Raw genomic sequence first — 21,044 nt, forward strand, 5'->3', positions numbered from 1 at the left:
CCCTCCTCAGGACCGAACCACGACCAACTGTCGGCAATCTGTCACAAAGAGGTGGCAACGTTGTCCCCGGGAGCGTGGACAATGAGTGAATGGTGACTTCGGGGGCATATCCGCTGCGCCGGACGCCGACCCAGGACCGGGCGAACCGGCAGGTCGAGCGGATCCTGGACGCGGCCTGTGCCGAGGTGGTCGAGCGCGGGTACGACGCGGCGTCGACGAGCGGGATCGCGAAGCGGGCCGAGATCGCGGTCGGCAGCGTGTACCGGTACTTCCCGGACAAGCGCAGCCTGATCCAGGCGATCGAGCGGCGGAACCAGGCGCGCTACACCGACGCGGTGAGCGAGCGGCTGGCCGACGTGACGAGCTGGCGCGCGGCGGTCGACGTCACGCTGGACACGTTCCGGGAGATGCACCGGACCGACCCGGGCTTCAAGGCGGTCGTGCTGAGCGGGCTCGGCGATCCGGAGCTGGAGGCGAAGCCGGGCGAGTTCGACGACCAGCACGCCGGCGAGTTCGCGGAGCTGCTGGCGGGGCGCTTCGGCGCGCGGGACTCGCGGGACTTCCGCCTGGCCGTGACGCTCAGCATCACGATGGGCGAGGCGCTCGCGCACCTCGCGGACCGGCTGTCCGCGGACGAGGCGGAGTACGTTCTGGATCAGGGCCGGCCGGTGCTCTACAACCTGCTCGCCCCTCATCTTCCTGCTTGAGCCGGAGAGGAGGCTCAAGCAGGTGAACCGTCAGGCCGCGGAAGGCAGGCCCAGGGCCGGCCAGTGGCTGACCCGGCCGGCCAGGCGAGCCCGGCGCGGGGTGCGGACGTCGTACGCGACGATCACCCGGTCACCCTTGGCGTAAGTAATCCTGCTCCCGACCGGGAACTTGCGAGCGACCTCGTACGGTCCCTCACCCCGACGGGAGTAGTACTCGACGATGACCTCGGTGTAGATCGCCGGGGCACCGCTCTGCAGTTGGCCGCGGACCGGGCCACGCACCCGGATCACTCGTCCCGCGGTCTTCTCTTCCGTGCCGGTGGGGATCTGGGACGGCCGAAGACCGGCCAGAACTTCGGTCACGATGAAGGCCGCGACCACCAGCACCAGGCCGAACCCACCGAGTACAACGATCGTCAACATGGCACTCACCCCCGACGCGTCGCCCGCGAGCGACGCGGTCGTTTGTCGAAACTGCCCTTGCGCGGCTTTTGCCGCTCACCCGGTGGGACGCCACCGGACTCCACTTGGTTCCATGTAATTCAAAAACTTCTCTACAGGACCATAGTAGAGTCCGGTGGAGCGGTGTTTCTAGAGGTAGAGTTGACCTGAAGTTGTCAGTTTCCGCCCATTCCGAACTGGTACTGCGGCGGAACTGGCCGCTGTGTGCCAAGTGCCTCTTCGGCGGCCAGCCAATAGTCGGTGAGCGGGTTCGCACCCTCCCGGACCGTCGCGAGCTGGATGCCCGCAGCCAGCAGGTCGTGCGCTGTGGCCGGGTCACCGGTCTCCAGTGCGTGCCGGACGCGCAGCAGCTGGATCCGCGGGTCGTCAGGCGCGTGCTCGAGCATCCGCTCCGCCCGCGTCACGTCGGTGTCGAGTGCGGCCGCGACCGCCTCCACGACCAGCGGCACCAGGTCGGGCATAAGCTCGACGGCGCGCTCGTAGTGCTCCAGCTCTCCCGTGACTACACCGAGGTTGCGTAGCGCCCAGGCGTTGTCCCCGGACTGCCGCCACGCCTCGATCGCACCGTCGACGTCCCTGTCGTAGTGCCGAGCGACGCCCCGGTGGTACCAGACGAGCCAGTTGTCCTCGGCAGCCTCCAGCAGGTCCCGCCACGCCACCAGAGTCCCGTCCGGTACGGCGTCCGCTGCCGGCAACTGCCCATCGAGCAGCGGCAGCCACGCCTGCTCCCGCGACGTCATCGTGTCCTCGCTGAACGGCGTACCGTCCGACACCGTCCAGCCGGTGCGCTTGAGCTCCAGCGCACCCCATCCCGATCCGACTGCGAGCTGCTCCGCCGGGGCAGAGTCGACGATCTCCAGCCACGCCTGCTCGCGGGCCGGCAGCCCGTCGAGCAGCGGGCTCAGCGCGGACGCACCCGCGCGTCGGGCAGCACCCCAGTCGCCGTGGGCAGCGGACGGATCCATCGACACCCGGCCGTACGCCTCCAGCCAGTGCCAGTCCGTCCCGGCAGGCAGCTTCAGGTGCTCCATCTGGGTGCGCGCGAGTCCGGCCTGAATCTCGGCGTACCCATCGCCCTCCAGCCCGGGCGACAGCCACTCCTGCCACCGGTGTCCGCCGTCGCCCTGCCCCCAGACGAAGAGCTTGCGACCCTGCAACCGTTCGGTCGACGCCTGCACGAGGCCGTTGCCCGCTCCGTCGACGGACGCGATCCACGACTGCTCGTCGGCGAGCGGCTCGAAGAAGAAGTCCACAGCGCGCGGGTGCCGCGTCGGATAGGTCAGGTCCGCGCCTTCGTACAGCGGTACGTCGACCAGGTCGAGGCGACTGCCGTACCCGAACCGCCAGGCCTGGTCCGCAGGCACGAGGACGCGGCGGTCCGGCGACTGCGGGACCGCGATGTTCGACCACCAGTACGCCGGGACCTCGACGTCGGACGGGTTCTGCAGCCGTACGCCGACGTACAGGAACTCCGAGTCCTCCGGGAGCCAGAAGTCGAGTTGGGTGACGAGGTTGCGGGTCCGTTCGAGCTCCCACAGCCGCAGGACCGGCGTACCGTCCGGACCCTCGACGCGAGCGGCGTGCATCGGCGCGCAGGTGCCGGTCCAGTGGCCGGTGCTGCCGACGTTCCACTCGACGCCGCCGGCGAACCAGGCGTTGCGCAGCGCGAGGTTCGCGGGCTGGAAGACCGGGTTGCGGTAGAGCAACTCGGTCCCCTTGTGGACGAGCGAGTACAACCGGCCACCGAGGCTTGGCAGGACGGTCGCACGAACGTGGTCGTTCTCCAGCACCAGGGCAGGCAGTGCTGTCTCCACGAGGGTGCGGTTGTACCCGTCCTGGTTCAGGCACGGCAGTGGGCTGTGCAGGCGCCCGTACTCGATGTTCTCCCGCAGGTCGGCGGGGAGCTCGGCGATGTTCTCCACGTGGTGTGGCTCGCGCTGGGTGCGGAGCGGCGCGAGCGGGTTCTCCGAACCGATCGAAGCTGCAGGAAGTACGACGTTTTGAACAGAAAGGATCGTCACAACTCCATCTTCCCAAGTGCGCTATACATGGTCGCTATGGACGCTGATGTGATCGTCGTCGGGGCGGGGCTGGCCGGACTGGCCGCGACCGCCGAACTGGCCGACGCGGGCCGGAAGGTACTGCTGCTCGACCAGGAACCCGAGGCGTCGCTCGGCGGCCAGGCGTTCTGGTCGTTCGGCGGACTGCTGTTCGTGGACTCCCCGGAGCAGCGCCGGATGGGGATCAAGGACTCCCGCGATCTCGCACTGCAAGACTGGCTCGGCTCAGCCGGGTTCGACCGGCTGGACGACGAGGACAAGTGGGCGCGGCAGTGGGCGGAGGCGTACGTCGACTGGGCGGCCGGCGAGAAACGCCCGTGGCTGCACGCACAAGGCGTGCGGTTCTTCCCGGTCGTCGGCTGGGCCGAGCGCGGTGGATACAACGCGGACGGCCACGGGAACTCGGTGCCGCGTTTCCACATCACGTGGGGCACCGGGCCGGGCCTGGTCGCGCCGTTCGAGCGCCGGGTGCGGGAGGCCGTCGCGAAGGGGCTCGTCGAGTTCCGGTTCCGGCACCGGGTGGACGAGCTGACGGTGACGGGCGGTGTGGTCGACGGCGTCGCGGGCAAGGTGCTCGAGCCCAGCGACGTACTGCGTGGGGTGTCGAGCTCGCGGACCGAGGTCGGTGACTTCCAGCTGACCGCGCAGGCGGTGATCGTCACGTCCGGCGGGATCGGCGGCAACCACGATCTGGTCCGCTCGCAGTGGCCGAAGCGGATGGGCGAACCGCCGAAGCGGATGATCAGCGGCGTACCGGCCCATGTGGACGGCCGGATGCTCGCGATCACCGAGCAGGCCGGCGGCCGGTACGTGAACCGGGACCGGATGTGGCACTACACCGAAGGCATCCAGAACTGGGATCCGATCTGGCCGATGCACGGCATCCGGATCCTGCCCGGGCCGTCGTCGCTGTGGTTCGACGCGACCGGGAAGCGGCTGCCGGTGCCGTTGTTCCCCGGGTTCGACACGCTGGGGACGCTCGAGCACATCATGACGACCGGGTACGACTACACGTGGTTCGTGCTGACCCAGAAGATCATCGAGAAGGAGTTCGCGCTCTCCGGCCAGGAGCAGAACCCGGACCTGACCAACAAGGACGTCAAGGGTGTACTCGGCCGGGCCCGCGGAGGAGCAACGGCACCCGTACAGGCGTTCATGGACAAGGGTGCCGACTTTGTTGTCCGCGGCAACCTTCCGGACCTGGTCCGGGGGATGAACGACCTGACCGGCGACAACCTGATCAAGCTCGACGACCTCGAGCGGCAGATCGTCGCGCGGGACCGGGAAATGACCAACACGTTCACCAAGGACCTGCAGATCACCGCGCTGCGCGGTGCCCGCAACTACCGCGGCGACAAGCTGATCCGGGTCGCGTCCCCGCACCGGATCCTCGACCCGAAGGCCGGCCCGCTGATCGCCGTCCGGCTGAACATCCTGACCCGTAAGTCCCTGGGCGGCCTGCAGACCGACCTGGAGTCGCGCGTACTGCGTACCGACGGCACCCCACTCCCCGGTGTCTACGCCGCCGGTGAGGTCGCCGGTTTCGGTGGCGGCGGCGTCCACGGCTACCGATCGCTCGAAGGCACCTTCGTCGGCGGTTGCCTGTTCACCGGCCGTACGGCGGGACGCGCGGCCGCGAAGGCGGTGTCCTGAGGGACCACCGTCAGGCCCGTTGTTGTGTGCTCCGATCCGATGTCCGAGCAGAAGGGCGGCTCCTAGCGTGACCGCATGCGTCGTCTCTTCAGCTTGCTCACCGCCACTGTCCTGCTCGCAGGTGTAACCGTGCCGGCCGAAGCTCACCGCACCGTCCGCGTTCCAGGTGCCGAGTACCAACAGGTCGCCCACCTGGACGACCTGACCACGGCCGGCACGGTCGCGTCGGGTCACACCAATCCCGCTGACTACGCGGGCCTCACGCACGCGGGTCTGCCGCAGCAGTCCGGCGTACCAGGGGTGCAGATCGACGGGTACTTCCCGGACAACTCGCACACCAACACCAACCACGGCTGGAACCACGACTCGCAGTTCGTGATCCGGCTGCCGCGGACGTGGAACGGCGGACTCGTCGTGTCCGGATCGCCCGGCGTGCGAGCGCAGTACGCGAACGACAAGGCGATCTCGGACTTCGTGCTCTCACTGGGATACGCGTACGCCGCGACCGACAAGGGCAACACCGGCGCCGCCTTCTACACCGACGGCCTGCGCCCCGGCGACGCGATCGTCGAGTGGAACGTGCGTACGACGCAACTCGCCCGGGCCGCTCGCGCCACGGTGTCGCAGTACTACGGTCACCCGGCGCGCGAGGTGGTCGCCGCGGGAATCTCGAACGGCGGCTACCTGGTCCGTTGGCAACTCGAGAACCACCCGGAGCTCTTCACCCGCGGCGTGGACCTGGAAGGCACGCTGTGGAAGGCCGACGGACCGAACCTCTTCACGTATTTGCCTCAGGCAATCAAAGGCTACGAGCAGCACGACCCGGCTGCGATCGTCGCGGCGGGCTTCGATCCGCACTCGGACTTCCTCTGGGACTACCACTACACGGTCTACTGGAAGCTGACCCAGCGCATCTACGCCGCCGAGCTCGACCCGACGTACACCGGGAGCGAGGCCGACTACGACTACGCCCAGCGGCCCGAGGCGCACCGGGCGATCAAACGGATCGCGCTCACCGGCAAGATCAAGAAGCCGCTGATCACCATCCAGGGCACGTACGACAGCCTGCTGCCGATCACCCAGGATTCCGACGTGTACGCCGAGATGGCCCGCGGCACCGGCCTGCACACGTACCAGCGGGTCGAGGCAGGTAACCACGTCGACGGCCTCGTCGACACCTACCCCGACCAGCTGGTACCGCTCGTCCCCCTGTTGCAGCGGGCAATCAGAACACCATCGTGAGCAGGTCGGCGAACAGCTCCTGTTCGTCGATCTCCAGCCCGCGGTTCGTGAACCACGCGGCCATGTTGTGGCAGTCGCGCAGCAGGAAGTCCATGCCCTTGGGGTTGCCGACGATGTCGACCACCTGCGGCAGGTCGATCATCACGATTCGCTCCCCCTGGGCGAGGACGTTGTACGGCGAGAGGTCGCCGTGCGCCAGCCCGGCCCGGGCCAGTTCACGCATCCCGCCGCGGAGTTGCTCGAAGTACTGACCGAGCAGCTCCTTCGACGGCCGGACCTGGGCGAGCCGTGGTGCGGCACCGCCCTCACCGTCGTCGATGAACTCCATCAGGAGTTCGGTGCCGTCCACCTGGACGGGGTACGGCACCGGGACGCCGGCTTTCCACAACCGGTTGAGGGCGTCCCACTCGGCGTACGCCCACTGCCCGGCCGCGACACTGCGGCCGTGCGCGGTCTTCTTGTGCATCGCCCGGCTGTCACGGCTGTTGCGGGTACGGCGTCCTTCGACGTACGACGTACTGCGGTGGAAGGACCGGTGCTCCTCGGTGCGGTACCGCTTCGCGGCCAGCAGCGAGGATTTCGCCGGGTTGTCGCCGATGGCTTCGACGGCCCGTTCGACCAGGAAGACGTCGGCTTCCTTACCGGTTTTGAGGACGCCGAGCTCGGTGTCGATCGCGGCCTGTTCCGTCACAACCCACGAGGGGCGTGGTTCCGGGCCGCGAGAACCGCGCTCGACGTCCAGCCAGGTGGACCACCGCTGATCCGGTCCCAGTTGCTCGTCGACGGAGTGGAACTTGAAGACGAAGGCGTCGGTCGGATCCGGTTGGGACTCGTCCTGGGTCAGATCTGCCCAGCGTGAGTCGAGGTCGGGGTAATTAGCTGTGAGTTCGTACTCTGCAGACAACTGGTGTGCTCCTGAACGAAGAAGTGAAACTGACGCGGACATGCCGCAGCACAGTGATGGCCATCCGTCAGCCCTCCTTAGTCCAGGCAGCGTTCGCCGCCGCTCGGTCAACCCAGGATGCACGCCCGATCCGGACCCCGCAACGTATTTACCGGAACTGCGATCGCGCGGTCGGCCGCAGCCGCAGCTCCTGGACCGGTTTCGCCGACCGGCAGACCAGTTCGGGGAGCACCCGCTGCTGCCAGACCCGCGACGCGGCGAGCTGCCGGCGATGGTCGTCGTACGCCGTGTCGTCGGCGAACCGCGCGAACCAGGTGAGCACCACCTCGCCCCGCAATGGCAGCGGCGGGAAGTTGTTCTCGGCAACCAAACTCTCGAGCACCGCGACCGGCTCGGCGCCGGTCGCCGTGAGCACGGGCACAACCTGATCGGTGAAGTACTCGACGAACCCGTCGTCCTCGGCAGCGCGGTGGTAGACCGCGCCACCGATCACCGAACTCGCAGTGTCGTCCGGTCGCGGAGCATCGAGCGTCGGGTAGCCGGCCCCGAGCCGCACGGGCTTCAGCAGCAGGGCGTTGTCCGAGTCGATCATCGTCACGTTCGCCGCCGCGGCGTGCGCGCGCCAGACCGGGCCGTAGTAGAACGCGTTCAGCGCGTCGGCCCGCGCGGGCAGGTCGCGGAACCCGCGGATCCAGACGAACCGATCCGGATCGTCCAGATCGCGGAACTGACCGACGATGTGCATACCCGTCTGTTCCTGTCCCTCGACGAGATACGTGTCGAAGATCTCGATCAGGGTGTCCCGTTGCTCGGGGTACAGCGTGTACTGGCGCAGGTCGACGACGGCGCAACACTCGTTCATGAGTGTGAGCAAACCACTGAAACCTGACAGTTACTGTCAGGAGACAAGCGTTTCAAGCACCCGTAACAGACGGGTACTTGCAAGCTCCGGCCGATTTTGATCTGGTGGAGCCAGTGGTTCAGCCCCTGCCACCAAGCCTGCACGACGACACGACGAGGTATCTCCCGTGACGATCGCACTTGCAGAACGCTCCAAACAGAACATCGCCGACGCCACCCACGAGCTGCTGCTCGAGGCGGACAGTGTCCCGGATCCCCGGCACCAGGCGTGCCTCGACGAGGTGGTACTCCTGAACGCGCCGGTGGCGAGATCGATCGCCTCCCGGTACCGCAGCAAGGGCGTCGACTCCGACGACCTCGAGCAGGTCGCGTACCTCGGCCTGGTGAAGGCCGCGAACGGATACAAGCTGGAGGCGTCGACGGCGTTCCTGTCGTACGCCGTACCGACGATCCGCGGTGAGCTGAAACGGTACTTCCGGGACTGCGCCTGGACGATCCGGCCGCCGCGCCGGGTGCAGGAGATGCAGGGCAGCATCGCCGCCGCGGAGCCCGAGCTGATCCAGCGGCTCGGTCACGTGCCGACCGACGAGGAGACCGCGGCAGCGCTCGGCACCGATCCGTCCGAGGTCGCCGAGGCCACCTCGGTGCGCGGCTGCTTCAGCACACTCTCGCTGGACGCGCCCGGTACGTCGGACGGCGGGACGAGCCTGATGGACACGGTCGCCGACGCCGAGGACGGCTACGACCTGGTCGAGAACGTGCACACCCTGACGCCTGTGGTCGCGAACCTCGGCGAGCGGGACAAGCGCATCCTCCAGCTCCGGTTCTGCAACGGCTTCACGCAGGAGGAGATCGGCAACGAGCTCGGCGTCAGTCAGATGCAGGTCTCCCGCCTGCTCCGCGGCATCCTCGAAACCCTCCGCACCGAACTGGCCGTGCAACGGGGCCCCAGCGGCGGCTGATTCGGGTACCGTCGCCTCGTGGACTTCGAGGAGGCGGCCGATGCGGTCTATGCGGCGCCGGCGGCCGACTTCATTGCTACTCGCAACGAGCTGGCCAAGCAGCTGAAGGCCGGTGGCGACGCGGCGGCGTCGACCCGGCTGAAGGCGCTGCGCAAGCCGACAGTCGCGGCCTGGATCGCGAACCTGCTCGCCCGCAAGCTGCCCGACGAGCTCGACGACCTGCTCGCGCTCGGTGACGAGTTCCGGGAGGCGACCGCCGATCTCGACGGCGAGCGGCTGCGGGACCTGACGCCGAGGCGCCACCGGCTTTTGGACAAGCTGTCCAAGGAGGCCGCCCGGCTGGCTGCCGACGAAGGTCAGAAGGTCAGCCCGGACGTCGGTCAGAAGCTGCGCGAGACGCTGGACGCCGCGTTGGTGGATCCAGCCGCGGGCGACGCCGTACGCGAGGGCCGGTTGAGCAGCGCGCTGCGGCACGTCGGGTTCGGCGTCGTCGACGAGAACGGCGAACCGTCCAACGTCACCCCGCTCACCGACGAGCGCCGCCAGGCCGCCCGCGACCGGCGGAAGGCCCAACAAGCCGAAACCGAAACTGCCGAGGAAGAGCGCGAAGCCGCTCACCGCAAGCAGACGGAGCAGGACGAACGTGAGGCGGCCGAGCGCGCCCTGGCCAAGCAGACGTTCGAGGAGGCGGTCGCGGCCGCCCAGGCAGCCGAGGCGAAGGTCGAGGACCTGGACACCCAGCTCGACAAGGCCCGCGAAGCCCTCTCCGAGGCTCAGGCCCGGGTCCACCGCGTCGGCGCCGAACTCGACGAGGCCCGCCGGGCCGCCCGTGACGCCCAGAAAGAAAGCCGCGAGGCGCGAAAGCGCTACAACCGGCTCTGAACTGGGTACCGGCCGCGAGGTCCCGTACGAGAAGATCGTGAAGGGTCACGACGTCGGCGGCGGCGAGTACGTGATCGTCGAACCCGAGGAGCTCGACGACATCGCGCCGGGCAAGTCCCGGTCGCTGGAGATCGACACGTTCGTCGACCTGGACGAGGAGCTCGGCGATCTGCCCCGCAAGTCCGGCGCCGGCAAGCAGTTGTCGATGGCCGTCGACCTGATCGAGGCGATGAGCGGCGAGTGGAAGCCGGCGTCGTACCAGGACACCTACACCGAGCGGGTCAAGGAACTGGTCAAGACCAAGCACCAGGGCAAGGAGGTCGTCTACTCCGAGGAGGAGCCGCAGGCGACGAACCCGACCGACCTGGTCGCCGCCCTCCGCGCCAGCGTCGAGGAGGCCCGCAAGTCCCGCGGAGCGAAGAAGAAGGCCACGACAAAGAAAACGGCGGCCAAGAAGAAGACCAGCAAGAAGAAGGCTGCCTAGTTGTTGCTGTTGCCGAGGAGGTAACGGCCGGGGTTGGCCGGGGCGCCGGCGTCGAGCCAGCGGTTGAAGCCGTCGGGGTTGCGGCGTTCGAATTCGTCGAGGCAGATCCGGCGGACCTCGGCGACGGCCTGCCGGTCGCGGGGGGCGGCGCCCTGGGCGAGCTGCGTGGCGGTCTCGGACCAGACTCCGCAGAGCTCCTCGATAGAGAGCGGACACTGCAGCGACGCGATCAGCTGCTCGTCCTCGACCAACTGTGTCTCGGTCAGGCGCACCAGTTTGCGCTGCCTACGCGACGGACGCAGGCGCGGGACCCGATCGGGTACGGCGAGGTCGATCAGCACGAACAGTGCGGCCAGGATCAGCGCCGTCACCAGCCCGAGTGCACCCCACGCGAGCAACCGCACCATCCCCGGCAGACAGAGCATTCCGGCAGCCGCCACGCCAGCGACCAAGGCCGCCGAACCGTACGGCGCATCGTCCGCGACGTGCCGGACCACCGCGGCCAGCGGCCAGACCAGCAGGAACACCACGACCAGCAGGATCGACGCGGCGATCGGACCGAGCAGCAGGACACCGGCGAGCGCGCCGGCTGTCCCGACTCCGAGACCAGCCGCGATCCCCACCCGCCGTACCCAGGAAAGCTGCATCACCAAGGCTCACTCACCGTCACCACACCCCACAGAGTCCCCCTCTGAGCTAGAACGAACAACCCCTCCGCCCGGTTCCCCCGACCGACGGGGTGACCTGTTCAACTCGTGGGCGGAGCTGTGCTCGGCGAGCCGATCCCGGATCATGGATGAAATGAGGACCTTCGCCGAACGCGTCCGCGGCCTCGCCCCAGCCCCGTGGGAGCACGACGCAGAGCTGCTCCGCAGCCTGTACGACGCTCAGCTCGGCAGCCGGCACGCGGACCTCGCGGCCCGCTGGATGCAGTCCCAGGGCACCGGCTTCTACACGATCGGCTCGGCCGGTCACGAGGGCAACGCGGCCGTCGCCGCCGCCCTGGAGCCGACCGACCCGGCCCTCCTGCACTACCGGTCGGGCGCCTTCTACCTGACCCGCGCCGCCCAGTGCGGGGCGAAGGAGGGCCTGCGCGACATCCTGCTCGGTGTCGCGGCCGCGACCAGCGAGCCGATCGCGGGCGGCCGGCACAAGGTCTTCGGCCGGCACGAACTGTCGGTGATCCCACAGACGTCGACGATCGCCTCGCACCTGCCGCGGGCGATGGGCGTCGCGTTCTCGATGAACCGGTCGGCGAAGCTCGGCGTACCGTCCCCGTGGCCGTCCGACGCGATCGTGGTGACCAGCTTCGGCGACGCGTCCGCGAACCACTCGACCGCGACCGGCGCGATCAACGCTGCCCTGCACGCGTCGTACCAGGGTCTGCCGATGCCGTTGCTGCTGGTCTGCGAGGACAACGGGATCGGGATCAGCGTGCGCACCCCGGACGGCTGGATCCGGCAGGCGTACGGTTCGCGCCCCGGCCTGCGGTACTTCGACGCGGACGGCACCGACCTGGACGCGGCCCTGTCGATGGCGACCGAGGCGGCGACGTTCGTACGGCGGAACCGGCGCCCGGCGTTCCTGCGGTTGCGCACGGTCCGTCTGCTCGGCCACGCGGGCTCCGACGTCGAGGCGGCGTACCGGTCCCCCGCGGAGCTGGCCGCGGACGAAGAGCTCGACCCGCTGCTCGGTACGGCGCGCTACCTGCTCGGAGCCGGCTACACCGCCGACGAGATCATCGAGCTGTACGACGAGAAGCACGCCGAGGCGCTCCGGATCGCGGCCGAGGTCGCGGGCCTCCCGCAGCTCACCTCGCCCGAAGTCGTCGCCGCGCCCTTGCGATTCCCCGAGCCGGAGGCGGTTGCCGACGCGTTGCCGCAACGGACGCCCGCCGCGGAGCCCTTGTCGCTCAGTCAGTCGATCAACCGCGCGCTGAGCGACGTACTGGCGTCCTTCCCGGAGGCGATGGTCTTCGGCGAGGACGTCGGTCGCAAGGGTGGCGTGTACGGCGTGACGCGCGGGCTGCAGAAGGCGTTCGGGCCGCCCCGCGTCTTCGACACGCTGCTCGACGAGCAGTCGATCCTGGGCCTCGCGCTCGGCGCCGGCGTCTCGGGCCTGCTGCCGATCCCCGAGATCCAGTACCTCGCCTACCTGCACAACGCCGAGGACCAGCTCCGCGGCGAGGCCGCGTCGCTGAAGTTCTTCTCGCAAGAGCAGTACGCCAACCCGATGGTGCTGCGGATCGCCGGCTACGGGTACCAGAAGGGCTTCGGCGGCCACTTCCACAACGACGACGCGATCGGCGTACTGCGGGACATCCCGGGGATCGTGATCGCGTCACCGTCCCGTCCGGACGACGCGGCCGCGATGCTGCACGCATGTACGGCGGCAGCCCGGTCGTCCGGCACCGTCAGCGTGTTCCTCGAGCCGATCGCGCTCTACCACCGACGGGACCTGTACGAGGAGGGCGACGAGCAGTGGCTGGCGCCGTACCCCGACGAGCCGGTGCCGATCGGGCGCGGCCGGACGTACGGCGACGGCACCGAGCTGACCATCGTGACGTTCGGGAACGGCGTACCGATGAGCCTGCGGGTGGCGGCCGGGGTCCCGGGAATCCGGGTCCTCGACCTGCGCTGGCTGGCGCCGTTGCCGGTCGAGGACCTGTTGCGCGAGGCAAACATCACCGGGCGGGTGCTGGTCGCCGACGAGACCCGCCGGTCCGGCGGCGTGTCCGAGGGCATCCTGGCCACGCTGATCGACCACGGGTACGCCGGGCGGCTGGCCCGGGTGACGAGCTACGACTCGTACGTCCCGCTCGGCGCGGCCGCGCACGACGTACTGCTGAGTGAACAGACCATCGAGAAGGCGGCCCGCGAGCTGCTCAGCTGAACAGCCGCTGCCAGAAGGACCGCTTCTTCGGCCGGTGCTCCTCGGTGGGCTGCGGAAGCGGCTCGCGCGCGGGGCGCTCCATCCGCCACTGGGCGATGATCACGTCCTCGTCCACCGGGCCCGTCGGCACGACCGGTCCGGTGGTGTCGCGGATGCTGAGCCGGATCCGCTTGTTGAGGTCGGCCAGGTACTCGCGGACCTCGGACTCGCGCCGCATTCCGCGAACCTTCTCGTGGACCTGCTGCTTCTCCTTGCGGAGCAGAACGGCCGGTGGCAGTAACGCCTCGGTCTCGACGTCCTCGCGACGGATGAAGTCCTTCACCCACCAGTCGGGGTCGTGCTGATCCGCCAGCTTCAGTGGTTTGCCGGCACCGGGCAGGTCGTCGAACTCGCCCTGGTTCTGAGCGAGCTTGATCTGCGACTCGACCCACTCCTGGTTACTCATGCCCGGTGGTCTGCGCTTGGTCATGGCCACACCTCGCCTGTCATCATCGACAGCTTCTCCGTACGAGCAGAATACCGGCTTGTGAATGCAATCACAAGCCATACTGAAGATGTGCAGCCTCGAGATGTGCAGGTGACCGACGAAGAGATCGCGGCGATGACGCCTGAGGAGCGGCGGGAGCTGATCCTGCGACTCGCACCGCGACCTGCCGGGCTGCCGTCCCGGCGGACGATCGACCGGATCCGCAAGTGGCGGACGGTGCTGATGCTGGTCTGCGCGGCCGCCCTGATCCCGTGGACGGTGTACCTGGCGATCACCCTGCCCAACCACTACGTCGCGCGGAACTGGGTCGCGACCTGGGTCGGGTTCGACATTCTGCTGCTCACAATGCTGGTGCTGACCGCGCTGGCCGGCTGGAAACGCAAGCAGTTGGTGTTCCCGACCGCGTTCGCGTCCGGTGTCCTGCTGATCTGCGACGCCTGGTTCGACGTAATGACCAGCCAGCGCGGCGGCGACCTCACCCAGGCGCTGCTCAGCGCGTTCCTGGTCGAGTTGCCGCTGGCGGTCGTACTGATCGCCGGCCCGCTCCGACTGCTCCGGTACGTCGCGATTCGGCACGGCATGATCCACCCCGATTCCCGCCTGTGGCGGATGCCGATCCCGATCCCGGACCTCTACCCCGACCACAAGGTCCCGCCGCCGACTTAGGGTGGAGGCCCACTACGAGGAGGTAGCCGTATGGCCGGTGAGGTCCTGTCCGTTGTCGGTGGCGAACGAGTGGCGGAAGCGGTACGGCGTACTCCGTCGACCAATCCCGCACGATTGAGCGAGGTCGTCGGGACGGTCGGCAGCGCCGGGCCGGAAGTGTTCGTGCAGGCTGCCGAGGCAGCGCGGTCCGCGCAGGCGGCCTGGGCCGCGACCCCGGCGCCGCAACGCGGCCAGGTGATCTCGAACGTCGGTCGGCTGATGACTCTGAACAAGGACCGGCTCGCCGCGCTCGTCACTCGAGAGATCGGGAAGCCTCTGGGTGAAGCGCTCGGCGAGGTGCAGGAGATCATCGACACCTGCGACTTCTTCCTCGGCGAGGGCCGTCGGCTGTACGGGCAGACGGTGCCGTCGGAGATGCCGGACAAGCAGCTGTTCACGTTCCGCCGCCCGGTCGGCACCGTCGCGGTGATCACGGCCGGCAACTTCCCGGTCGCGGTCCCGTCCTGGTACATCGTGCCGGCGTTGCTCTGCGGCAACACGGTCGTCTGGAAGCCGGCGGATTACTCCGCTGTCGTCTCGGACGCGTTCTACGAGATCTTCGCGCATTCCGGCGTACCGGCCGGGGTGTTCAACGTCGTGTACGCCGACGGGCCGGACACGTTCAGCGGTCTGGAGCAGGCGTTGGAGGCCGGGCTGATCAACAAGGTCGGGTTCACCGGATCGAGCGCGGTCGGCACCCGGATCGGCGAGTTGTGCGGCCGTCATCTGCAGACGCCGTGCCTGGAGCTCGGCGGCAAGAACCCGATGGTGATCACCGAGGACGCGGAGCTGGACCTGGCCGTCGAGGGCGCGCTGTTCTCCGGCTTCGGTACGGCGGGACAGCGGTGCACGTCCTTGGGTTCGGCGATCGTGCACCGGTCCGTGTACGACGAGTTCCTGGACCGCTTCGGGCAGGCGACCGCGGACGCGGCGATGGGCGACCCGACGCAGGACGTGCTGTTCGGGCCGTTGCTGGACGAGAAGTTCGCTGCCGGGTTCGAGAAGTCGCTGGGGTGGATCGCGGCTCACCACCGGGTGATCGGCCGGACCGGTCGGGTCACGGCGGACAACCCGCGGGCCGGGTTCGTCGGCGATCCGGCGGCCGGGCTGTTCTACCACCCGACGATCGTGGCCGGGGTGCATCCGGACGACGAGCTGTTCCTGAACGAGACGTTCGGGCCGGTCGTCGGCGTCACGCCGTACTCGACGCTCGACGAGGCGATTGCTCTGGGCAACAAGTCCGGGTACGGGTTGTCCAGCTCGATCTACACCACCGACCCGAACAAGGCGTTCCGGTTCGCGCAGGGGATATCGGCGGGGATGGTGAGCGTCAACAACTCGACGTCCGGCGCCGAGGCGCACCTGCCGTTCGGCGGGAACGGGAAGTCCGGCAACGGCTCCCGGCAGAGCGGGATCTGGGTCCTGGACCAGTTCACCCGCTGGCAGTCCATGAACTGGGACTACTCAGGCAAACTCCAAAAGGCCCAAATGGACACCCAGACAGTCGAGGCGGACCTGTCGTACCAGCTCCCCTAGCAGCTCGCGCACTTTGTGCACCAGATCCGCACGTCCGGCGTCCGCCGCTACGGATCTCGTGCACAAAGTCGTCCCATCCGGCCGCCGACCGGCTGTCCGCCGCGACCTTGGGCACGGGTCAACCGTTTTTGGGGGTCGGTTTGTGGTTGATCCGTGCTCAAAGTGGTCCAACTGGCGGGGACGATCTACCTGGAGGAGGTTGGTGGTGGCTGAGGTTCCTGGGTTTGCGGATGTGGTGATTGTCGGTGGCGGGGTGATGGGGACGAGCATCGCCTTTCACCTGGCCGAGGCCGGCGTGCGGGATGTGGTGCTGCTGGAGATGAACGAGCTCGGGTCGGGGTCGACCTGCAAGGCGGCAGGTGGGGTACGGGCGAACTTCTCGGACGAGGTGAACATCGCGCTGGGCGCCCGCAGTCTCGAGGCTTTTGCGCGGTTCGGAGAGCGGCCCGGGCAGGAGATCGATCTGCACCGGGTCGGGTATCTGTTCTTGCTGGACAGTGCTGAGCAGGTCGAGCATTTCCGCGAGAGCACCGCGCTGCAGAACAAGTTGCAGCCGGGCTCGGGCCTTCCGACGCGGATGGTCTCCATCGAGGAGGCGGTTTCGCTGGCGCCGGTCGTTGCGGCGGACGGGCTGGTCGGTGCGTGCTTCTCGCCGAGCGCGGGGCATTGCACGCCGGAGTCCGTCGTACTGGGGTATGCGTCGGCTGCTCGACGACTCGGGGCGAGGCTGGTCACCGGCTGCGAGGTGCTGGGGATCGATGCGGTAGGCAACCAGATCTCCGTGGTGCGGACCAGCCTGGGCGACGTGCGGGCCGGGACGGTGATCTGTGCGGCGGGCGCTTGGTCCGCGCAACTCGGTGACATGGTCGGGGTGGAACTGCCGGTGGTTCCGTTGCGGCGGCAGATCGTTGTCACCGAGGCGGTCCCGGGGCTGCCGCCCGATCTGCCGATGACGATCGACTTCGGTACGACGTTCTACTTCCACCGCGAAGGTCCCGGGCTGCTCGTCGGCATGTCCGATCCCGACGAGCAGCCCGGATTCCACCTGAACCGGACGGACGCGTGGATCCCCCGGCTGACCGAGGCGATGGCACAACGCGCACCTTCGCTCCTCGACATCGGGCTGACCGGCGGCTGGGCAGGTCTGTACGAGGTGACACCCGACCACAACGCCCTGATCGGCGAGGCGGACGGGGTCTCGCGGTTCCTTTATGCGACAGGGTTCTCGGGGCATGGGTTCCTGCAGGGGCCTGCTGTCGGCGAGGTGATCCGCGACCTCTACCTGGGCCGGGAGCCGTTCGTCGACATAACTCCACTGAGCGCCGACCGCTTCCTCTCCACCGTTCGCCCCGAGCGGAACATTGTCTGATGACGGCTCTCCTGACCCGGTCGGACGTCCTGCGTGCGCTCGACGTACCTGCTGTACTCGAGGCGTTGCGTGCCGGGTTCCTCCAGTCGAGTGAGATCGAGCCGCTGCGGATCCGGACCGACCTGCCTGGACCCGGTACGGCGACCGCGCTGCTGCCGGGCCTGATCCCGGGCATCCCGGCGTACACCGTGAAGGTCAACGCCAAGTTCCCCGGGGCCACGCCGGCACTCCGCGGCGTGGTCTGTCTCCACGACCTCGCCGATGGCGCCCTCCTCGCCCTCCTCGACAGCTCCACCATCACCGCGTGGCGCACCGGCCTGGCAGCCGCCCTCGTAACAGATGCCCTGGCTCCAGCAGGACCAGTTGGTGTCATCGGGACCGGAGCTCAGGCTGCGATGACGCTTGCAGGGTTGGTCGCCCTCCGGCAGGTCGACCGCCTCGTTGTGCATGACGTCGTGCCGGAGCGGGCTTCGGATTTCCTTGCCCAGCAAGGGATTCCGGGCGTGGTGGTCAGTAGCCCGCAGGAGGTGGCTGCGGAGGCCGAGGTTGTCGTGCTGGCGACCTGGTCCCGGGAGCCGTTGCTCACCGCGGCCGATGTCCGCCCTGGTTCGCATCTCACGACGTTGGGAGCTGACGAACCCGGAAAGGTGGAGCTGTCCGCCGATTTGCTGACGGCCGCCCGCGTGATCGTCGACGACCGCGCCCTCGCTGCGCAAATGGGCGCCTTGGGCAACGTTGGACTGTCCGCCGATGCGGCCCACGCGACGATCACCGAGGTGCTGACCGGAGCCACCGCCGGCCGCCGATCGGCGGACGAAATCACCGTGTATGCGCCGGTCGGGCTGCCTTGGCAGGACCTCGCGATGGCCTGGCCGGTCTACCAGGCGTCGAAGTGCGACTCCCGGACGGTCGACTTCCTGAGTTAGTTGACGACGGCGCCGGCGGTGAGGTTGATGGCCGTGCCGGTGATAGAGGCTGCCCGGTCAGAGGCTGCGAACGTGGCCACGGCGGCCACGTCAGCGAGGGTCGCGGCGCGGTTCAGCATGGTCTTGGCGGCGGTCTGCTCGGCGATCTCGCGACGGAAGTCCTCCGGGTAGGTGTCCGGGTTCGACTCCGGTACGCCGTTGGTCTGCAGCGTGATCACCCGGATGCCGTGCGGGCCGAGCTCACACGCCAGGCTGCGTCGCAATGCCTCGACAGCACCGAACCCCGCCTGGAACGCTCCGAGGTTCGCCGTCGGGTCGCCGTACCCGCCGAAGGTCAGGATCACGCCGGATCCCTGCTCGACCATGCGCCGGGCGGCCGCGCGGGACGTGAGGTAGAAGGTGCGCAGCATGTTCAGCACCGGCTCCTCGACGTCGGCGAGGGACATGTCGATCAGCGGCGTACCGAAGTACTGCGTGTGACCGATCAGGTTGAACGAGATGTCGATCCGGCCGACCGCGGCGGCGTGGTCGTCGACCGATCGTTCGTCGAGGGCGTCGACGACCGCGATCTCGGTCTTGCCGCCCGCGGCGCGGATCTCGTCCGCGACCCGTTCGAGTCGTTCCGCCGTACGGCCCGCCAGGTGGACGGTCGCGCCCTCGGCGGCGAACGCCTTGGCGACCGCACCGCCGATCGGTCCGGCCGCGCCGTACACGATCGCCTGTTTGCCGTTGAGCATCATGAGTTGGCCTCCTTCGCCAGTTCGGTGACGAGGTCGTCGAGTTGCTGCAGGGAGGCGCGGATGCCGCGCTCCATGCCGCCGTCGACGTACAGGTCGCGGTCCTCGACCGCGAAGAACACGGTGTTCTGCGTCAGGGTGGTGACCCCGTCGGCCTCGTCGAAGGTGATCAGATTCAGGTAGACGGTTCCTGGTGCGTGGTCGAACTCGTACGTCTGCACGATCCGGTCCGGCGTCGGCTCCCCGTGGTACAGCCCGTGGAAGACATAGCCCTTGCCGTCGCCGTCGTAGTGGGTCCACCGCCAGCGACCGCCGTGCTGCGGTTCGAGTTGGTTCACGACCAGCTCGAGCCCGGCCGGACCGAGCCAGCGCTTCACCAGGTCAGGCTCGGTGTACGCACGGAACAGCAGCTCCCGCGGCGCCCGGAACTCCCGGATGATGACGACCTGCGGCATCCCCGGCTCCGCGATGACCTTCACGACTCCTCCCTGAGGTCGTCGAGCAGATCGTCCAGACGGTCGAAGCTCTCTGCCCAGTAGGCGCGGTAGTCCATCAACCAGCCGACGGCCGCGCGGAGCGGTTCGGCCTCGAGGTGACTGAGCCGGGCCGTCGCCCGTTGCGAGCGGCTGATCAGCCCGGCGTGCTCGAGCACCTTCAGGTGTTTGGAGACGGCCGGCTGCGACATGCTGAACGGCGCCGCGAGCTCGGCGACCGTCGCGTCCCCGTGCTTGAGCTGGGTCAGGATCGCCCGGCGGGTCGGGTCGGCGAGCGCCGCGAAGACGCCGGTCAGTCCGTCTTCATAACCAAGTGGTTCCAAAACCATATGGTTAAGAATGGTGTTGATTGCCCCGGCTGTCAACCAGGCGTCTGCTCCCAGTTGGCCGGATCGCACCAGGCCGGGTCGATGCCGCGGTCGATGCAGTACTGCCGGAGGAGTTCTTCCCGCGTCGACGGGCTACTGGTCGGACGCGACGGCTTCGCGGTCGTCGTACTGGTGGTCGTGCGCGTCGGCCTGGGCGTCGGCGTGGTCCGCTCGGTGGTCCTGGTCGCGGTCGGCTTCGGGGTCGGGCGTTGGGTCGACCGCTGGGCCGGTCGGGACGTCGGGGCCTTGCTCGGCACCAGGCTCGTCCGCGGCACCAGCGGCGGCGTGGTCGTCGTCCGCGGTACGGCGGGACTCGTCGAGCTGACCGCCGGACCCGCGGACGGCGATTCCTCGACGAACGTCACGACCGCCGAATCATCCGGTCCACCGAGCTGGCCGATCATGAGCACCGCCCAGAGGTTGACCCCGGCGAACACGATCATCGCCGCGGCTGCGGCGTACGCCGCCCTGCGGGACGGCGCGCCGTACCGGCCGATCGGGCCGAGGACCGGCTCACCCTTGCCGTCGACCCAGAATCGCCAGTCCTCCGGAGCCGGCGGCCAGGACGGATCCGGGCGCCAGGTCTTCGGTGGGACCCAGCTGCGCCGGGGCGGGGACGGCCAGCTCGGCGGCACCACGAACCGCTTCAAAGAGAACTCCTCCACTCACCGACGCCGATCCCCCGCACCAGGCCAACGACACAGACCCGGTGCGGGCTACTTGCGGCTTCACCACATCCCGCGTGTCGGCTGGCTTTTTTCGATCAACCCATCACGAGACCGGGATTTAGTCAGGTTAGGCGCGACACCGCCGGATTCCCGGTGACGATCGACCATCTGTACGGCTCGACCACGATCAAGGCCAAACCGCAGCGGGTGGTGACGCTCGGCGGTGGCGACACGGAAGCGGCCATCGCGCTCGGCGTGGTCCCGGTGGCGGGCGCCGACTGGTTCGGCAACACGCAGTTGCCGGCGGTGAAGGCCGGCCACGTCGCGTACTGGGGTGGTGCGCCGGTCATCAGCACCGCGACGCCGAGCGCTGAGTTCTCCAGCGCGATGTCGATCGGCGGACCGCTCGGCATCAAGTACGCACTCCCAAAGCTGGCTCCGATGCTGAAGAACGCCCTGGCCGGGAAGGGTTAACGGCTCTCCTGACTGATGTCGGGTGGCGGGGCGGTGCCGGGCTCGGTGCGATGTGCAAGCTCGACAGGACATGTCTGGTCGCCGGGTAGTGCACCTGAGCGTGAACGCGTCCGCGCGTACACCGTCTCACCGGTGCACTACCTGTCGACCTTGCACATCACACGACAAGCC

22 protein-coding genes are annotated in these 21,044 nt (G+C 68.5%); 12 read left to right on the forward strand and 10 right to left on the reverse strand.

Going from position 1 to position 21,044, the window contains the following annotated elements:
* The first annotated feature begins 89 nt into the window (after nucleotides 1-89).
* On the forward strand, nucleotides 90-707 hold the full coding sequence (locus tag E0H45_RS34370) for a TetR/AcrR family transcriptional regulator (RefSeq protein ID WP_131345194.1): 618 nt from the start codon (nucleotides 90-92) through the stop codon (nucleotides 705-707).
* A gap of 30 nt (nucleotides 708-737) precedes the next feature.
* Here the strand turns inward: E0H45_RS34370 and E0H45_RS34375 are convergent, their stop codons facing one another.
* Together E0H45_RS34375 and E0H45_RS34380 are read right to left on the reverse strand one after the other, a co-directional pair.
* Nucleotides 738-1,130 carry a DUF3592 domain-containing protein gene (locus E0H45_RS34375; protein WP_238155502.1) on the reverse strand — a complete coding sequence of 131 codons (393 nt, stop codon included), beginning with the start codon at nucleotides 1,128-1,130 and terminating at the stop codon, nucleotides 738-740.
* A 194-nt stretch (nucleotides 1,131-1,324) separates the two neighbouring features.
* A complete protein-coding gene (locus tag E0H45_RS34380; protein WP_131345196.1) occupies nucleotides 1,325-3,190 on the reverse strand; it encodes a DUF5107 domain-containing protein in 1,866 nt (621 codons plus the stop codon).
* Nucleotides 3,191-3,226: 36 nt separating this feature from the next.
* On the opposite strand from E0H45_RS34380, the gene E0H45_RS34385 reads away from it, so the two are divergent.
* Both E0H45_RS34385 and E0H45_RS34390 read left to right on the forward strand, forming a co-directional pair.
* Nucleotides 3,227-4,882: an FAD-binding dehydrogenase gene (locus E0H45_RS34385; RefSeq protein ID WP_202872649.1), complete on the forward strand. Its 1,656-nt coding sequence runs from the start codon at nucleotides 3,227-3,229 to the stop codon at nucleotides 4,880-4,882.
* Nucleotides 4,883-4,957: 75 nt separating this feature from the next.
* Entirely contained in the window at nucleotides 4,958-6,124 is a 1,167-nt protein-coding gene (locus E0H45_RS34390; protein ID WP_131345200.1) for an alpha/beta hydrolase family protein, read from the forward strand.
* On the opposite strand, the gene E0H45_RS34395 is transcribed toward E0H45_RS34390, so the two are convergent.
* Together E0H45_RS34395 and E0H45_RS34400 are read right to left on the reverse strand one after the other, a co-directional pair.
* Nucleotides 6,108-7,028 carry a serine protein kinase RIO gene (locus tag E0H45_RS34395; RefSeq protein ID WP_238155503.1) on the reverse strand — a complete coding sequence of 307 codons (921 nt, stop codon included), beginning with the start codon at nucleotides 7,026-7,028 and terminating at the stop codon, nucleotides 6,108-6,110. The genes E0H45_RS34390 and E0H45_RS34395 overlap by 17 nt on opposite strands.
* A gap of 148 nt (nucleotides 7,029-7,176) precedes the next feature.
* A complete protein-coding gene (locus E0H45_RS34400) occupies nucleotides 7,177-7,890 on the reverse strand; it encodes an NIPSNAP family protein (RefSeq protein WP_131345204.1) in 714 nt (237 codons plus the stop codon).
* Nucleotides 7,891-8,056: 166 nt separating this feature from the next.
* Between E0H45_RS34400 and E0H45_RS34405 the strand changes: the two genes are divergently transcribed.
* The 3 genes from E0H45_RS34405 to E0H45_RS34415 are packed head-to-tail and all read left to right on the forward strand — an operon-like array spanning nucleotide 8,057 to nucleotide 10,217.
* Complete coding sequence (locus E0H45_RS34405) at nucleotides 8,057-8,851, forward strand: sigma-70 family RNA polymerase sigma factor (RefSeq protein ID WP_131345206.1); 795 nt, start codon at nucleotides 8,057-8,059, stop codon at nucleotides 8,849-8,851.
* An 18-nt stretch (nucleotides 8,852-8,869) separates the two neighbouring features.
* On the forward strand, nucleotides 8,870-9,733 hold the full coding sequence (locus tag E0H45_RS34410; RefSeq protein ID WP_131345208.1) for a hypothetical protein: 864 nt from the start codon (nucleotides 8,870-8,872) through the stop codon (nucleotides 9,731-9,733).
* Complete coding sequence (locus E0H45_RS34415; protein ID WP_131345210.1) at nucleotides 9,681-10,217, forward strand: Ku protein; 537 nt, start codon at nucleotides 9,681-9,683, stop codon at nucleotides 10,215-10,217. The genes E0H45_RS34410 and E0H45_RS34415 overlap by 53 nt, the downstream gene beginning before the upstream one ends.
* On the opposite strand, the gene E0H45_RS34420 is transcribed toward E0H45_RS34415, so the two are convergent.
* Nucleotides 10,214-10,864, reverse strand: a complete 651-nt coding sequence (locus E0H45_RS34420) for a hypothetical protein (RefSeq protein WP_131345212.1) — start codon at nucleotides 10,862-10,864, stop codon at nucleotides 10,214-10,216. The genes E0H45_RS34415 and E0H45_RS34420 overlap by 4 nt on opposite strands.
* Before the next feature lie 154 nt (nucleotides 10,865-11,018).
* Between E0H45_RS34420 and E0H45_RS34425 the strand changes: the two genes are divergently transcribed.
* A complete protein-coding gene (locus E0H45_RS34425) occupies nucleotides 11,019-13,109 on the forward strand; it encodes a thiamine pyrophosphate-dependent enzyme (RefSeq protein WP_238155505.1) in 2,091 nt (696 codons plus the stop codon).
* On the opposite strand, the gene E0H45_RS34430 is transcribed toward E0H45_RS34425, so the two are convergent.
* A complete protein-coding gene (locus E0H45_RS34430; RefSeq protein ID WP_131345216.1) occupies nucleotides 13,102-13,578 on the reverse strand; it encodes a DnaJ family domain-containing protein in 477 nt (158 codons plus the stop codon). The two genes, E0H45_RS34425 and E0H45_RS34430, sit on opposite strands and share 8 nt — an antisense overlap.
* Before the next feature lie 108 nt (nucleotides 13,579-13,686).
* Here E0H45_RS34430 and E0H45_RS34435 point away from each other — a divergent pair, with 108 nt between their 5' ends.
* The 4 genes from E0H45_RS34435 (at nucleotide 13,687) to E0H45_RS34450 (ending at nucleotide 18,132) form a co-directional block, all read left to right on the forward strand.
* Nucleotides 13,687-14,262 (forward strand): hypothetical protein, encoded by a 576-nt coding sequence (locus tag E0H45_RS34435; protein WP_202872650.1) that lies wholly within the window; start codon nucleotides 13,687-13,689, stop codon nucleotides 14,260-14,262.
* Nucleotides 14,263-14,292: 30 nt separating this feature from the next.
* Complete coding sequence (locus tag E0H45_RS34440) at nucleotides 14,293-15,837, forward strand: aldehyde dehydrogenase family protein (protein ID WP_131345218.1); 1,545 nt, start codon at nucleotides 14,293-14,295, stop codon at nucleotides 15,835-15,837.
* 205 nt (nucleotides 15,838-16,042) lie between these two features.
* Entirely contained in the window at nucleotides 16,043-17,206 is a 1,164-nt protein-coding gene (locus E0H45_RS34445) for an NAD(P)/FAD-dependent oxidoreductase (protein WP_238155506.1), read from the forward strand.
* The gene (locus E0H45_RS34450; RefSeq protein ID WP_131345222.1) at nucleotides 17,206-18,132 is read left to right on the forward strand and encodes an ornithine cyclodeaminase family protein; all 927 of its coding nucleotides are present in this window, start codon (nucleotides 17,206-17,208) and stop codon (nucleotides 18,130-18,132) included. The genes E0H45_RS34445 and E0H45_RS34450 overlap by 1 nt, the downstream gene beginning before the upstream one ends.
* Here the strand turns inward: E0H45_RS34450 and E0H45_RS34455 are convergent.
* From E0H45_RS34455 to E0H45_RS42650, 4 genes are read right to left on the reverse strand one after another with little or no spacing between them, the layout of a single operon-like run.
* Nucleotides 18,129-18,872, reverse strand: a complete 744-nt coding sequence (locus tag E0H45_RS34455) for an SDR family NAD(P)-dependent oxidoreductase (protein WP_131345224.1) — start codon at nucleotides 18,870-18,872, stop codon at nucleotides 18,129-18,131. The genes E0H45_RS34450 and E0H45_RS34455 overlap by 4 nt on opposite strands.
* A complete protein-coding gene (locus E0H45_RS34460) occupies nucleotides 18,869-19,348 on the reverse strand; it encodes an SRPBCC domain-containing protein (RefSeq protein ID WP_131345226.1) in 480 nt (159 codons plus the stop codon). Before E0H45_RS34460 ends, E0H45_RS34455 begins: the two co-directional genes overlap by 4 nt.
* Nucleotides 19,345-19,692: an ArsR/SmtB family transcription factor gene (locus tag E0H45_RS34465; RefSeq protein ID WP_131345228.1), complete on the reverse strand. Its 348-nt coding sequence runs from the start codon at nucleotides 19,690-19,692 to the stop codon at nucleotides 19,345-19,347. The genes E0H45_RS34460 and E0H45_RS34465 overlap by 4 nt, the downstream gene beginning before the upstream one ends.
* A 32-nt stretch (nucleotides 19,693-19,724) precedes the next feature.
* Nucleotides 19,725-20,381 carry a hypothetical protein gene (locus E0H45_RS42650; protein ID WP_165546666.1) on the reverse strand — a complete coding sequence of 219 codons (657 nt, stop codon included), beginning with the start codon at nucleotides 20,379-20,381 and terminating at the stop codon, nucleotides 19,725-19,727.
* 171 nt (nucleotides 20,382-20,552) lie between these two features.
* Between E0H45_RS42650 and E0H45_RS34475 the strand changes: the two genes are divergently transcribed.
* Nucleotides 20,553-20,873, forward strand: a complete 321-nt coding sequence (locus E0H45_RS34475) for an ABC transporter substrate-binding protein (RefSeq protein WP_202872651.1) — start codon at nucleotides 20,553-20,555, stop codon at nucleotides 20,871-20,873.
* The last annotated feature ends 171 nt before the right edge of the window (nucleotides 20,874-21,044 follow it).

It is taken from the genome of Kribbella soli (genome assembly GCF_004331345.1).
Taxonomy (GTDB): Bacteria; Actinomycetota; Actinomycetes; order Propionibacteriales; family Kribbellaceae; genus Kribbella; species Kribbella soli.

Excerpts from the sequence above, each read along its gene's own strand:
- E0H45_RS34450 (WP_131345222.1), top strand. The coding sequence starts at position 17,206 with ATGACGGCTCTCCTGACCCGGTCGGACGTCCTGCGTGCGCTCGACGTA.
- E0H45_RS34430 (WP_131345216.1), bottom strand. The coding sequence starts at position 13,578 with ATGACCAAGCGCAGACCACCGGGCATGAGTAACCAGGAGTGGGTCGAG.
- E0H45_RS34425 (WP_238155505.1), top strand. The coding sequence starts at position 11,019 with ATGAGGACCTTCGCCGAACGCGTCCGCGGCCTCGCCCCAGCCCCGTGG.
- E0H45_RS34400 (WP_131345204.1), bottom strand. The coding sequence starts at position 7,890 with ATGAACGAGTGTTGCGCCGTCGTCGACCTGCGCCAGTACACGCTGTAC.
- E0H45_RS34385 (WP_202872649.1), top strand. The coding sequence starts at position 3,227 with ATGGACGCTGATGTGATCGTCGTCGGGGCGGGGCTGGCCGGACTGGCC.
- E0H45_RS34420 (WP_131345212.1), bottom strand. The coding sequence starts at position 10,864 with ATGCAGCTTTCCTGGGTACGGCGGGTGGGGATCGCGGCTGGTCTCGGA.
- E0H45_RS34375 (WP_238155502.1), bottom strand. The coding sequence starts at position 1,130 with ATGTTGACGATCGTTGTACTCGGTGGGTTCGGCCTGGTGCTGGTGGTC.
- E0H45_RS34455 (WP_131345224.1), bottom strand. The coding sequence starts at position 18,872 with ATGATGCTCAACGGCAAACAGGCGATCGTGTACGGCGCGGCCGGACCG.
- E0H45_RS34390 (WP_131345200.1), top strand. The coding sequence starts at position 4,958 with ATGCGTCGTCTCTTCAGCTTGCTCACCGCCACTGTCCTGCTCGCAGGT.
- E0H45_RS34370 (WP_131345194.1), top strand. The coding sequence starts at position 90 with ATGGTGACTTCGGGGGCATATCCGCTGCGCCGGACGCCGACCCAGGAC.
- E0H45_RS34465 (WP_131345228.1), bottom strand. The coding sequence starts at position 19,692 with ATGGTTTTGGAACCACTTGGTTATGAAGACGGACTGACCGGCGTCTTC.
- E0H45_RS34440 (WP_131345218.1), top strand. The coding sequence starts at position 14,293 with ATGGCCGGTGAGGTCCTGTCCGTTGTCGGTGGCGAACGAGTGGCGGAA.